The sequence below is a fragment of the Streptococcus sp. ELY_125 genome (assembly GCF_058314535.1).
In genome coordinates this window covers 21810-35499 of sequence record NZ_JBZFUM010000025.1, presented here as the reverse complement: position 1 = coordinate 35499, position 13690 = coordinate 21810, and the positions used below count along the sequence as shown (strand labels likewise).

Genomic DNA, 13690 nt, shown 5'->3' with positions numbered 1-13690 from the left:
GGCCTTTTTATTTTGACCAAATTCAAGTAAATACCTTAGTTATTGTCACCTCAGGCCATATTTTTCTAGAGAATTTTTAAAAAAAGACAAACTCCCAAAAAGAAGTTTGTCTTCGGTCTGAAACGCTCCACTGGAGCGTTTTTTTAGTAATAACGGGCGAAGGGAAAGAGGCTGTCTATTTTATTAACTAGCTTTGGAATTTTAAGAGATTGAAATAAATGCAAGCGCAGTTTTTCAATAAGGCCTGACACGACAAAAATTAGAAGAGCTGTTCCTAAAATAATAAGAGGGAATAAGACAATGGGGAAATCAACAAAAGGAACAAAAATATCCTTGAGCCAAAACCTTACTAAAAGAGGGTTGAGATGGACGAGATAGATCCCTAAAGTCGTTGGAGAAAAAAATTGAATTAATCTAGCAAAGTGGCCTTTTCGTTTGATGGAGCGTGTTTCAAACCAAATAAAAATGGCAAGTGATCCAGCTAATAGGCTAGGCGAGGTGTACCAATACCAGATATCCCCCATAATAAATTTCATCACAAAAGTTACAGCGATAGATACTGCAAAGATGAGAGCAAGTGTTCGTTCCCTAAATAGGCGAACAAGATCAAGACGTTTGAGGTAAGCACCAATAATATAAAGTACCGTCAACCAGTTCATACTAAAACCACGGTCGAAAGAAAATTCATCAACCCTAGTATTGAAAAGAGCAGGCATAACAGAAAAGAAAAAGATAGCAACAATAACAATGTATTTTAAATCTCGATTGCTAATCTTTGATAAACCAATATTGAGCAAGGGCATAAATACCAATAGGCCGAAGTAGGCTGTGATATACCAATATTGCCCTTTGATAACTGGAAAAAAAGCTGACAGCCAATCTTGCTTAGTAACATCCTGACCGGTCAGAGTGAATACGAGTCCAAAGCCCAGAGTGTAAAAAATAACCTGCAGCCATAACAAGACCGCCTTGGAGTATCTATAATGAGAATGGATCCCGACATAGCCACTGATAAGAGCATAGCAATTAACAGCCCCATAGGCTGTCACCTGAATCAACCAAGTCGTCCAATAGTAAATATCTGTTGATCCATCAACTTCATCCCGAATACCACCCTTGCCTAGGATATGAGTCACAATAATCATGAGCATGGCAAAAATCCGCAGGAGATCAATTCCCAAATTTCTTTCTTGTTTCAACTTCATGTAAGATATTCTAGCATAAGTTCATTTAAGACATTTATCAAAGGCTTTACAAAGTTTAAGTTTACTTTTCAGCTATTTTCTTATATAATAAGGGCAACGGATAAGTAGGATTAGGATCTTTGCAGAGAGTCTGCGCTTGCTGCGAGCAGACAAGGGAATAGTCTGAAATTCTACCGTTTATGAATTTTGTTAATATTAAAAGTGCACTGAATGTGAAGCTGGGTGGAACCGCGCGCAAGCGCCCCAGCCCCAAACATTTGGTGTTTTTATTTCTGGAAAGGATCGATTATGTTAGATTTAAAACGCATTCGTACTGATTTCGACACCGTAGCTGAGAAACTGGCCAGCCGCGGCGTGGCTCAAGAAACCTTAAACCAGCTGCACGAGCTGGACGTTAAACGCCGGGCTCTTATTGTTAAATCTGAAGAGCTCAAAGCTGAACGTAACACTGCTTCTGCTGCTATCGCACAAGCCAAGCGCAATAAGGAAGATGCTCAGGAGCAAATCGCCGCCATGCAAAAGGTCTCAGCTGACATCAAAGCTATTGATGCTGAATTAGCTCAGTTTGACAGTAAGGTCGATGAATTTATCACGACTCTTCCCAATATTCCTGCTGATGACGTTCCTGTAGGAGCTGATGAAGATGACAATGTCGAGGTTCGCCGCTGGGGGACATCGCGTGATTTTGACTTTGATATCAAGGCTCACTGGGATCTTGGTGAAAACCTTAATATTCTAGATTGGGAACGCGGTGCTAAAGTTACCGGGTCACGCTTTCTTTTCTATAAAGGTCTGGGGGCCCGCTTAGAACGTGCTATCTATAACTTCATGTTGGATGAACATTCCAAAGAAGGCTACACCGAAATGATTCCACCATATATGGTCAACCACGATTCTATGTTTGGTACTGGCCAGTATCCGAAATTCAAAGAGGATACGTTTGAGCTAGCCGATACGGATTATGTCCTAATTCCGACAGCTGAGGTGCCCTTGACCAACTTTTACCGCGACGAGATCATCGACGGTAGGGAGCTGCCTGTTAAATTTACCGCTATGAGTCCATCCTTCCGCTCAGAAGCTGGTTCTGCTGGTCGCGATACCCGTGGTCTCATTCGTCTGCACCAATTCCATAAGGTTGAGATGGTGAAATTTGCTAAACCAGAGGATTCTTATAATCAATTAGAGCTGATGGTGGCTAATGCCGAAAACATCCTTCAGAAATTGGAACTCCCATATCGTGTGATTACACTTTGCACTGGCGACATGGGCTTCTCAGCTGCTAAGACCTATGACCTTGAAGTCTGGATTCCAGCGCAAAATACCTACCGGGAAATCTCTTCCTGCTCTAACTGTGAAGACTTCCAAGCGCGTCGTGCACAGATTCGCTACCGCGACGAAGCTGATGGCAAGGTTAAGCTCCTCCACACCCTCAATGGTTCAGGATTGGCTGTCGGTCGCACAGTCGCAGCCATTCTTGAGAACTATCAAAATGAAGACGGTTCTGTCACTATCCCTGAAGTTCTCCGACCTTATATGGGTGGTGTTGAACTTATTGCTGATAACCATTAATAAGCTAGTTCAAGCAGATTTCCAAATTTGGAAGTCTGTTTTTTTAATCAGACGCTTACAAAGTTTACAAAAAAAGATGGAGCAAGCAACTGCTCCATCTTTACTTTTCTTATAGAAACCCTTCGTAACACAGCTTAGAATTCACATCCTTGAAAATGGATTTGAAAATCTCTGCTCTTCTCCAGGTTCAAGATAAATAATATCTTTTATCTGATATCCTCTTAATCTAGGCAAGTATCCCATCCCCTTCCGCTAATAATATTAGACAGTTCAGATTCTGTTAATGAATTGAGATGCTTGTCTAAATTAAATATCTGTCTTTTCACTATTCTTATCCTTTATAATAATAGTCCCAAGACTGATAGTATTGTTGTTGCATCATAAACCATCTGTCTGATAGAGTAAGTCCGGTTGCTACAAGTCCGCTTTTTTTGCAATAACCGGTTCTTTTCTTTCAATAAAAGGCATTTTATACGACAACTAACTAGTTTTTTAAGAAAGTTGGGTTGGTTCTGCCATAGAATTATCAATAGTCGTTTTCTTTTTTCTTGATAACAATTGTTGCTAGGGCTGCTAGTAAAAGCATCACATAACCATAAAAGGAAAGATGATTTTGAGCTTGACCTGTTTTAGGAAGATTAGCTGCTGCCTTTGGATCAGTTGAGGCAGAGCGGCTAGTCTGAGAAGCCACGGCCGCTTTTTGAGAAGAGACCGAAACAGGATCTAGCATGCTAGACTGACCACTTTGGCTAGAACGATTGTTTAGAGAAGGATCACCAGCTGGTTGCGCATTACTATTGTTTTGCTGCTGAGCATTATTATTGTTTTGCTGCTGAGGATCTACATACAAACGCTGATAAACTTCTTGAGCAGTCAAGGTACTGTCTGCTACTCCTGAGATCAGTTTACCATCCTTGATATACAGAACCGCTGGAACACCTGGGACACCGACTGTATTACGGATATAATTACGGGCAGCGTCATCATAATCAGGAGAATCTGTATTAAAATATTCTAACTGCCCGCCAATGAGGTCATTGAAGTTTTTAACCTCTGGTGAGAAACGACGGCAGTAAGGACAGGTAGGACGGCCAAGGTAGAGAGTATGCTCTTTACCGTCCTGCGTAAACATTTGGTAGACATCGGCCATTGAAACCTTGTTGAAGTTAGCAACATTAGCTTCGTACTGCTCTGGTGTGATCGAGGTAATCTCCTCTTCATTTTCTGCAGCAGCTGTATTAGGCGCAGGGGTTTGAGGCTGAGGATTGCCTGCAGCTCCCTGTTCCTGTGCAGCGGCTGTGTTATCAGCACTGGTGGTATTTGCAGCTGCATTATTTGCCGCAGGATTAGCGTCAGACTTGTTAGCATCCGATGCTTTTTGGACGTCAGGGTTTTGTGCTTCTGACTCTTCCTTTTCTGCCGGTGTTGAATCGGCAGGTTTTGCCGCATCAGCCACAGGCCTACTCTGCTGAGCAGCCGATGCTGGGGAAGCAGGGGCATTATCTGCGGTCGTTTCATCCGCATAAGCCGCTGTTGTAGAAACGCTCAAGACAAGCGCAGATACTAATAATACTCTTTTTAAATAGGTTTTCTTCATACAAATTAACTCCCTTTACCATAATCTTTACTGTGGATAGTTATTGTTAAAAAAGAGAGATAGCATTACTATTCTCTCTTTGCTTTGTAAGTCAATTCTGCCAAACGGTATTACTGAATAAATCTAATTTTTTGAAAACTTAGCTAATACCAGTTTTAATAGTCAATGCAGGGCAGCATTACCACCAGACACTTCCACTCAAGGGCATCTGTTCTAAAACATACCCAAGATAAACTATACCTCCTGCTGTTGCAAGGCAACCTTGTACAGCATTACCTGACTGGTTCGGATAAAATCACTTTTTTAAAACAATTCTTTTAATATTGACAGATACCAATAACAGGAAACAGGAAAATCCAATAATATTCAAAGTGAAAAGTAGTGGGGTTAACTCTCTAAAAAAATTAGATACAGACACTATAAGAAATCCTGTAGATATGATAGTTGAAACTACTTTTTTCTTATCCATAATAATTACCCTACTCCAAATAATTCCATTTCATGGATTATGAGAAATTTTAGCAGAATGTGGCTGCACCGGTTGCTGCACCACCCCAAAAACCAGCAGCAGATCCAGATACCGTGCCAACAATAGGTAACGTAACGGTTCCCACAGCACCGCCAGCAACTCCTCCAGTTAGTGCTCCTCCAACTGTACCAAGTCCACATTTTAACCAACCGCCACCTTCAATAGCAGCCAGTTCTTGAGTAGTCATTGCGTCAAATTGTTCCAATGTTTGAGTTGTCATAAGATTATACCTCTTTTATTTTTATTTGCCAGTTTTTTACCTGACAGTCGTTATTATAAATTTTTTTAGCTGGCCTGTGAACCCCTAAAGGGTCATTGTTAATGAAACTAAATACTTACGTTACTGCCCCTTAAAGAAAAAGAATTTTTAATTTCAAATGAAGATAATACCACAGATTATGCTAGTTCTGCTATTAATGAAAAACTGTCGATATTATTACTAGCTATGAACATGGGAAAAAGCCAGACATCCTAATAACCGTCTGCCTTTTTTTACGCTTAAGGAAGACATTTGATTTCCATATTTCTCGATGAACCGCCTGACCCAATCTGGATTGGTCTTCGAATAATCCCGCAAGGCCCAGCCTATAGCTTTATTGATGAAAAATTCCTGGCCGCCGAAATTGTTAAGGAGAATTTTTTCCAGTAGGTTTCTATCGGTCTCTTCTTTTAGACTAAGCTGATGCTCGATGGACGTCCTTCTGATCCAAATTTCTTCATCCTGCGACCAATTTAACATTAGAGGAGCCACCTGTCATCTCTCAAGCCAATACTGCCGATTACCTTGCACAGAAAATCAATGGTGTCCCGCCACGGCTTGGTTTTGATATTGTAACGGACATGCGCAATATCCTCATAGGTTAAATACTTGTTCAGTGCCAGCAGGTAGTCATAAACAAAATACTGGAGTTCTCGGTGGCTATCCTCGTAGCATTGATCCAAGAGCTGCCAGTCTGGTATTTGTTTTTTCTTTGCTTCTTTTAGAAAATCCTTGTAAAGAGCTCTTCGATCAGCTGTTTTCACACCATAAAAACAAAACTGATTGCGCATATATTTAGCCATGGCAAGGGCATTTTCAACATTTTGATGGACTTCAAAAAGAGCCTTTAATTCTTTATAATCCATTATTTCTTTGTAAATTCTAGTTTTTCGTTGCATCATAATAAGGTAGAACTCGATCAAACCCCAGAGACAGCTGATCTGTTAGCGAATCTAGAGACGATTCCATTTCTATAGGAATATCATATTTGACCAGTACCTTTCGGACGGTTCCTGATTCGACAGCCTCTTGCAATTTAACTCGGTTTTCTTCATTGCCCTCTACTTTACGGCTAACACCATCTTCTTGGGCAAAATAGTAAAGAGGTTCAGCAATTGGCACTGTCAAGATCTTGTTTTGTTTGGACAAGGTATCTTCTGATTTTTTGCGCTCCACAAAGCTGACCTCCACCGAGATACCAAAATCGTCTTTTTGTCCATAGAGACGGATAGCCAATCCAACATCATCCGGATGGTCCTGAGGCTGTTTGAAATAGCACCAAAAATGCGGACGGGCTACTTGCGCCTGATTAGCCCAGTTACTGACTCGAGTCATTTCAAAAGGGGCTACTTTATCAGCCAGATGTTTAGCAATACCTGTAAATTCTGAGCGGGCGCCTTGCCCCAGCACTTTGAGCTCTGTCATTTCACCGGCTAGAGGACCAGCTTTTTCTGGTTTAACGTATTTAAAGCCTTGATAGGCGAGGTAGGCATTTAGTTTTTCATACATCACTTTTTCCTTTTCGTATAATAGCCAAAAAGCCCTATTCAAGGGCTTTTACTAGTACTTTCTAAAGCGCTGATAGCGCTGCTCCAACAAATCTTCAAGAGGGAGCTGACTGAGATGTTTAATTTCTTCGATGAGGTTATTCTTGATCATCTCAACAATTTCACTTGAAAAATAACCATGTTCTGGAATAACCTTATCAACAATATCCATATTGTAAAGTTCACCAGCAGTTAGTTTCATGAGCTCAGCAGCTTCCGTAGCACGGGAGCCATCTTTCCAAAGAATTGAAGCAAAACCTTCAGGGCTGAGAATAGCATAGATGGTATGTTCCAGCATCCAAACCTTATCAGCTACAGCAAGAGCTAGGGCTCCGCCAGACCCTCCCTCGCCAATGATGATAGCAATGATAGGAACTTTGAGGTCACTCATTTCCATCAGATTGCGAGCGATAGCTTCACCCTGTCCGCGCTCTTCAGCACCAACACCTGGATATGCTCCTGCTGTATTAATAAAGGTAATCACTGGACGCCCAAATTTTTCAGCCTGCTTCATCAAGCGCAAAGCCTTGCGATAACCGTCAGGATTAGGCTGACCGAAATTGCGGTTGAGATTGTCCTGGAGGTTTTTCCCTTTTTGGATACCGATTACAGTGACAGGTCGACCATCCAAACGAGCCAATCCACCGATAATCGCTCCATCATCTGCAAAATAACGGTCTCCATGTAATTCCATAAAATCATCGAATACCTGTTCGGCATAATCAAGAGCTGTCAAACGACCTTGATCACGCGCTTCTTTTAAAATACGTGCAACATCACTCATTTGGCCCCTCCGTGAAATGCAACGAGTTTAGCAATGGTTTCTTTCATTTCTGTACGTTTGACAATAGCATCTACAAAGCCGTGTTCTAAAAGGAATTCTGCCTTTTGAAAACCATCAGGCAGCTGTTCACGCACCGTTGTCTCAATCACACGGCGGCCAGCAAAACCAATTAAAGTCTGTGGTTCAGCAATAATTATATCCCCTTCCATGGCAAAACTAGCTGTGACACCACCAGTTGTAGGATCTGTCAGAACCGTTAGATAAAAGAGACCAGCATTAGAATGACGTTTGACGGCAGCAGAAATCTTAGCCATTTGCATAAGACTCATGATACCTTCTTGCATACGGGCACCACCTGAAGCCGTGAAGACAACAACGGGTAAACTATGCTCTGTTGCATACTCAAAGAGTCGCGTCAATTTTTCACCAACAACCGTCCCCATACTGGCCATGATGAAGTTAGGATCCATGATTCCAAGAGCAATCTTACGCCCTTGAATCTCAGCAGTCCCAGTCATAACAGCCTCATCAAGTCCTGTCTTTTCCTTAACTGTTGCTAGTTTATCGCTATAGCCTGGGAAATTCAGGGGATCCTTGGTATCAATACCTGTGAACATTTCTTCAAAACTACCTTGATCTACAGTCAAGTCTAAGCGTTCAGGTGCCGAGATACGGAAATTATAGCCACAAGAAGGGCAGATTTTCTCTGCCCCTAGGTCCTTCTGATAGATAACATGCTTACAGCTTGGACATTTAGCAAATAATTCATCCGGCACCTCAGGCTTGGTCTGTTCAGGAGTCCTTAACGAACGATTGGGATTGATACGGATGTACTTGTCTTTTCTTCCAAATAAGGCCATAAATTCTCCTAATCTTCTTGATTATATGCTGGTAAGAAGGTCTCCATCAAGAATGCTGTATCGTAATCTCCAGCAATCACATGCTTATCTGAAATCAAGTCCAGTTGAAAATCAGCATTGGTTAGTACACCATCAATTTCTAACTCATACAAAGCGCGCTGCATCTTCATCAAGGCATCAAAACGGTTCTCACCATGGACAATAATCTTAGCAATCATACTATCATAATAAGGTGGAATCGTATAGTCATGATAAACAGCAGAATCCACACGTATACCGACACCGCCTGCAGGCAGGTACAAATCGGTAATCTTACCTGGACTTGGCGCAAAGTTAAACTTAGGATTTTCTGCATTGATGCGACATTCAATAGCATGCCCCGTAATCTGAATGTCTTCTTGATGGTGAGAAAGTTCTTCACCGCTAGCAATGCGGATCTGTTCTTTGACCAGATCGACACTGGTTACAAACTCGGTTACAGGATGCTCGACCTGAATCCGCGTATTCATTTCCATGAAGTAGAAATGACCTGTCACTTCATCCAGTAAAAATTCAATTGTGCCAGCATTTTCATACTGAACAGCCTTGGCAGCACGAACGGCCGCTGCCCCCATTTCTTTACGTAGGGTGGCTCCGATAGCAATAGAAGGACTTTCCTCTAGTACTTTCTGATTGTTGCGCTGGAGTGAGCAGTCACGTTCCCCTAGGTGGATAATATTACCGTAAGCATCTCCCAAGATTTGAACTTCAATATGACGGGCTGGGTAGATAACCTTTTCGATGTACATCGCACCGTTACCAAAGGCAGCTAGGGCTTCTTGCGATGCTGATTCGAAGGCTGAAACTAGATCCTCAGCCTTTTCTACCTTGCGAATTCCTTTTCCACCGCCGCCAGCAGAAGCTTTGAGCATAACAGGATAGCCAATTTTATCAGCGATTTTAAGGGCGTCTTCGGCCGTAACAACTTCACCGTCTGATCCCGGAATAACCGGAACATTGGCCTTAATCATTTCAGCGCGTGCATTGATTTTATCGCCCATCTTATCCATGACACTACCAGAAGGTCCAATAAACTTAATGTTCATCTCCTCGCACACAGTGGCAAATTTTGAGTTCTCACTTAAGAATCCAAAACCTGGATGGATAGCCTGTGCTCCTGTAACGATGGCTGCTGACAGGACAGCATTCATATTAAGATAAGAATCTGTTGAACGGGCTGACCCAACGCAGATTGCCTCATCAGCAAGGAGGACATGCAGAGCTTCCTTATCAGCCTCTGAGTAGATTGCAACGGTTTCAACACCCAGTTCACGTGCTGCACGGATGATACGCACTGCGATTTCACCACGATTGGCAATCAAAATTTTCTTAAACATTTATCTGTCTTTCTCCTGCAAAATTTTAAACTAGCCATCTAATAAGCATAAAGCTAGTTTCCTAGGGCAAAGGTCAGGGTCCCGCTGGCAGCCAGTTTACCATCAACTTCTGCCTTGGCTTCAACCACTGCGATGGTGCCGCGGCGCTTAACGAACTTAGCTGTCATAACCAGTTGGTCACCCGGAACAACCTGTTTTTTAAATTTAACCTTGTCCATACCAGCATAAAAGACTAGCTTTCCTTTATTTTCTTCCTTGGACAATTCCAAGACACCAGCCGTTTGAGCTAGAGCCTCCATAATAAGAACACCTGGCATCACTGGGTACTCAGAAAAGTGACCATTGAAGAAGGGCTCGTTAATCGTAACATTTTTAATCGCTACAATCTCATCATCTGATATCTCCAAGACGCGATCGACTAGAAGCATAGGGTAGCGATGGGGAAGGGACTCACGAATTTTTGTAATATCGATCATTTGATCCGCACCAATCCTTTTCCAAACTCAACAACTTCTTCATTCGCGACCAAAACTTCAATTACAACACCATCTCTTGGTGCAGGAACCTCATTCATAACCTTCATCGCTTCAATAATCAAGAGAGTCTGTCCTTTTTTGACACTATCTCCGACAGAAACGAAGGCTGGTTTATCAGGCGCTGGTGCAAGATAAGCCACGCCAACCAAGGGACTTTCTACAAGGTCGCCCTCGGCCGCTATTGCGGCTGGCTCTGCTGGAGCCGTTGGTTCGCTGGTTGTCTGTGATGCCGCTGACTCTGTCACAGTTGACGGCACCGTCCCAGCTGAACTTGGCTCTACTGGAGCTACTACAGAAGCTGTTTGTCCCTCATTCTTACTAAAGACTAGAGCTTCGCCGTTACTGCTATAAGAGAATTCACGCAGACTAGACCCATCAAATTGGCTCATCAAATCTTTGATTTCTGAAATGTTCATGCCTAAGCCTCCCAGCGTTTAAATGCAAGAACAGCATTGTGACCGCCAAATCCAAAAGTGTTTGAGATGGCGTACTCAACCTCAGCTTGACGTCCTTCACCCATGATAACGTCAGCTTCAATGTCCTCTGACAACTCCTTGGTCCCTGCAGTCATCGGAAGGAAGCTATGACGGATAGCTTCGATTGTAGCAATAGCTTCAACGGCACCGGCTGCTCCGAGCAAGTGCCCTGTAAACGACTTAGTAGATGATACAGGAACATTTTTACCAAGAACAGCTACGATAGCCTGACTTTCACCCTTTTCATTGGCTTGTGTTGACGTACCATGAGCGTTGACGTATCCTACTTCTTCAGGTGTGATCCCTGCTTCTTTGATGGCCAGCTTCATTGCTTTAGCAGCACCTGATCCGTCTGGCGTTGGTGTTGTCATATGATAAGCATCACAGTTGCTGCCATAGCCGACAATTTCAGCCAAGATATTAGCGCCACGTTTTTGGGCATGCTCTAAGCTTTCAACAATTAAAACACCGGCACCCTCACCCATGACAAAACCATTGCGATCTTTATCAAATGGAATAGCTGAGCGAGTTGGATCTTCTGTTGTTGAAAGAGCTGTCAAAGCATTGAATCCGCCAATACCAATTTTAGTAATGGAAGCTTCGGAACCGCCAGCTAGGATAACATCATGGAAGCCATACTTGATTTCACGGAATGCTTCCCCAATGGCATCATTGGCAGAGGCACAGGCTGTTGTGATGGATTTACATACCCCCTGAGCACCAATCTTGAGGGCAATATTACCAGCTCCCATATTGGAAAGGGCTTTAGGGATAAACATCGGTCTAATGCGCTTCATACCGCGCTCATGCATACGGATGATCTGATCTTGCAACTCTTGGAGTCCACCGATACCAGATGAGACAATAACACCTGTGCGGTCGCGATCTACGGCCTCCATATCAAGATTAGCATTTTCAAGGGCTTCCATAGCTGCATAAATAGCATACAGCGAATAGGTATCCATACGATTGGTGTCCTTTTTCGCAAAATATTTATCAAAGGGGAAGTCTTGGATTTCACCAGCATTGTGAACTGGGATTTCTGATGGATCGAACCTCGTTATCGGTTTGATACCGATTTCACCATTCTCAAGGCTCTTCCAGAAATCCTCTGGTGTATGTCCGATTGGTGATGTGACACCGTAACCCGTTACAACTACACGATTAAAAGTCATAATATTTCCTCTGTTTTCTTAGATAATTTTCGATCTTAACAACTAGGTAGAACTAGGCCAAGGTTACCCTTGCATAGTCATCCCACCATCAATAGCGATAACCTGACCTGTCAAATATTCTTGGCTGGCCAGAAAAACTGCAACGTCCGCAACTTCTTCGGCTTGCCCCATGCGCTTCATTGGGACTTGAGCAATCATAGCATCCTTCATTTTATCAGGAATTGCATCTGTCATATCTGACTCGATGAAACCTGGAGCAATAGCATTTACTCGGACACCTCGAGCAGCCACTTCACGTGCAACAGATTTGGTGAAGCCAAGAAGACCTGCTTTAGACGCAGCATAATTAGCTTGACCGACATTTCCCATAAGACCAACGACTGATGACATATTAATAATAGCACCCTGACGCGCTTTAGTTAAGGGTTTAAGGACAGCTTGTGTCATATTAAAAGCACCTGTCAGGTTAATCTTTAGGACACGTTCAAAGTCACCTGCTGTCATCTTAAGCATGAGCTTATCATTAGTAATGCCAGCATTATTGATAAGAATGTCTACTGAACCGAGCGCTTCAATAGCCTCATCGACCATGCGTTTTGCATCTGTAAAATCAGAGACATCACCTGAAATCGCAACAACCTTAACATTATAGCCTGCAAACTGTGCTAGTAGGTCCTCTGATATTTCTGAACGGCCATTAAGCACTAAATTAGCACCTAGGCTGGCAAATTTATGCGCAACGGCCAAACCGATGCCGCGGGTTGAACCTGTAATAAAAACATTTTTATTAGTTAATTCCATGGGGCCTCCTATTTTTCTAAAAGAGTCTCCAGACTAGCCACATCTTCTACGGGAGAAACAGGGGCTGTCTTATCAATTTTCTTCATAAAACCGCTGAGAACCTTACCCGGCCCGATTTCAATATAGTCTGTTACTCCTAACTCCTGCATAGTTGCAATTGATTCGTAGAAGCGTACAGGCTCTTTCACCTGACGAGCCAAAAGAGATCTGATATCAGCATACGCCATAACTCTGGCTTCTGTGTTACCAACCAAAGGGATCTGAAATTCTGAAAAGTCGACTTTCTTAAGTTCCTGCGCCAACTGCTGACTTGCTGGCTCCAAGAGAGCCGTGTGGAAGGGGCCTGAAACCTTGAGCGGAATCAATCGCTTAGCACCCGCCTCTTTCAATTTTTCAACAGCAGCATCTACCGCTGCAGCATCGCCACCAATAACGATTTGCGCTGGCGTATTATAGTTGGCAGGTCTGACATACCCCTTATCAGAAGCCTGTTGACAAGCTTCTTCGATAACCTCTACAGGTGTATTCATGACCGCAACCATTTTGCCAGTGCCTGCTGGAGCAGCTGTCTCCATAAATTCACCACGCTTAGCTACGAGAGCTACCGCTTCTTCAAATGATAGAGCTCCTGCAGCAACCAAGGCTGAGTACTCCCCAAGTGAAAGGCCTGCTACAACATCTGGTTCGACCCCCCTTTCTTTTAGGAGACGATAAATGGCAACAGAAGTTGTTAAAATCGCAGGTTGTGTATAGCGGGTTTGATTAAGCTTGTTTTCTTCCTCATCGATAAGCTTTCGTACATCATATCCTAAAATGCGACTGGCAGTATCAAATGTCTCTTTGACAAGGGGATAAGCTTCATACAAATCTTTTGCCATACCAGATTTTTGGGCACCCTGTCCGGCAAATAAAAAGGCTGTCTTTGTCACACTATTTCCTCCAAGTTTGGCTAGAGACCTCCACTATTAAGTTATAA

The 13690-nt window shown here is 42.9% G+C and carries 13 protein-coding genes and 1 pseudogene; 1 reads left to right on the top strand and 13 read right to left on the bottom strand.

The features are described 5' to 3' along the window. Positions 1-143 precede the first annotated feature (143 nt). Entirely contained in the window at positions 144-1205 is a 1062-nt protein-coding gene (locus tag AC4HAL_RS09480) for an acyltransferase (RefSeq protein WP_491093976.1), read from the bottom strand. Positions 1206-1493: 288 nt separating this feature from the next. Between AC4HAL_RS09480 and serS the strand changes: the two genes are divergently transcribed. Continuing rightward, positions 1494-2774 (top strand): serine--tRNA ligase, encoded by a 1281-nt coding sequence (serS, locus tag AC4HAL_RS09475; protein ID WP_491093975.1) that lies wholly within the window; start codon positions 1494-1496, stop codon positions 2772-2774. Positions 2775-3300: 526 nt separating this feature from the next. Here the strand turns inward: serS and AC4HAL_RS09470 are convergent. The 12 genes and pseudogenes from AC4HAL_RS09470 to fabD form a co-directional block, all read right to left on the bottom strand. Further along, the gene (locus AC4HAL_RS09470) at positions 3301-4371 is read right to left on the bottom strand and encodes a DUF6568 family protein (RefSeq protein ID WP_491093974.1); all 1071 of its coding nucleotides are present in this window, start codon (positions 4369-4371) and stop codon (positions 3301-3303) included. A 518-nt stretch (positions 4372-4889) separates the two neighbouring features. Continuing rightward, positions 4890-5120 carry a Blp family class II bacteriocin gene (locus AC4HAL_RS09465; RefSeq protein WP_491093973.1) on the bottom strand — a complete coding sequence of 77 codons (231 nt, stop codon included), beginning with the start codon at positions 5118-5120 and terminating at the stop codon, positions 4890-4892. A gap of 219 nt (positions 5121-5339) precedes the next feature. Next, positions 5340-6025: pseudogene (locus tag AC4HAL_RS09460) on the bottom strand (DNA alkylation repair protein). A 16-nt stretch (positions 6026-6041) separates the two neighbouring features. Then, on the bottom strand, positions 6042-6668 hold the full coding sequence (locus AC4HAL_RS09455) for an HI_0552 family protein (protein WP_491093972.1): 627 nt from the start codon (positions 6666-6668) through the stop codon (positions 6042-6044). Positions 6669-6719: 51 nt separating this feature from the next. Then, positions 6720-7490: an acetyl-CoA carboxylase carboxyl transferase subunit alpha gene (locus AC4HAL_RS09450; protein WP_491093971.1), complete on the bottom strand. Its 771-nt coding sequence runs from the start codon at positions 7488-7490 to the stop codon at positions 6720-6722. Further along, the gene (gene accD / locus AC4HAL_RS09445; RefSeq protein ID WP_491093970.1) at positions 7487-8350 is read right to left on the bottom strand and encodes an acetyl-CoA carboxylase, carboxyltransferase subunit beta; all 864 of its coding nucleotides are present in this window, start codon (positions 8348-8350) and stop codon (positions 7487-7489) included. Before accD ends, AC4HAL_RS09450 begins: the two co-directional genes overlap by 4 nt. 8 nt (positions 8351-8358) lie before the next feature. Beyond that, positions 8359-9726 carry an acetyl-CoA carboxylase biotin carboxylase subunit gene (locus tag AC4HAL_RS09440; RefSeq protein ID WP_491093969.1) on the bottom strand — a complete coding sequence of 456 codons (1368 nt, stop codon included), beginning with the start codon at positions 9724-9726 and terminating at the stop codon, positions 8359-8361. 53 nt (positions 9727-9779) lie between these two features. Further along, positions 9780-10202 (bottom strand): 3-hydroxyacyl-ACP dehydratase FabZ, encoded by a 423-nt coding sequence (gene fabZ / locus AC4HAL_RS09435; protein ID WP_491093968.1) that lies wholly within the window; start codon positions 10200-10202, stop codon positions 9780-9782. Beyond that, on the bottom strand, positions 10199-10678 hold the full coding sequence (gene accB / locus AC4HAL_RS09430) for an acetyl-CoA carboxylase biotin carboxyl carrier protein (protein ID WP_491093967.1): 480 nt from the start codon (positions 10676-10678) through the stop codon (positions 10199-10201). The genes fabZ and accB overlap by 4 nt, the downstream gene beginning before the upstream one ends. A 2-nt stretch (positions 10679-10680) precedes the next feature. Continuing rightward, the gene (gene fabF, locus AC4HAL_RS09425; protein ID WP_491093966.1) at positions 10681-11913 is read right to left on the bottom strand and encodes a beta-ketoacyl-ACP synthase II; all 1233 of its coding nucleotides are present in this window, start codon (positions 11911-11913) and stop codon (positions 10681-10683) included. A gap of 63 nt (positions 11914-11976) precedes the next feature. Beyond that, positions 11977-12714: a 3-oxoacyl-[acyl-carrier-protein] reductase gene (fabG, locus tag AC4HAL_RS09420; RefSeq protein ID WP_491093965.1), complete on the bottom strand. Its 738-nt coding sequence runs from the start codon at positions 12712-12714 to the stop codon at positions 11977-11979. Between the two features lie 8 nt (positions 12715-12722). Beyond that, positions 12723-13643 carry an ACP S-malonyltransferase gene (fabD, locus tag AC4HAL_RS09415; protein ID WP_491093964.1) on the bottom strand — a complete coding sequence of 307 codons (921 nt, stop codon included), beginning with the start codon at positions 13641-13643 and terminating at the stop codon, positions 12723-12725. Positions 13644-13690 lie beyond the last annotated feature (47 nt).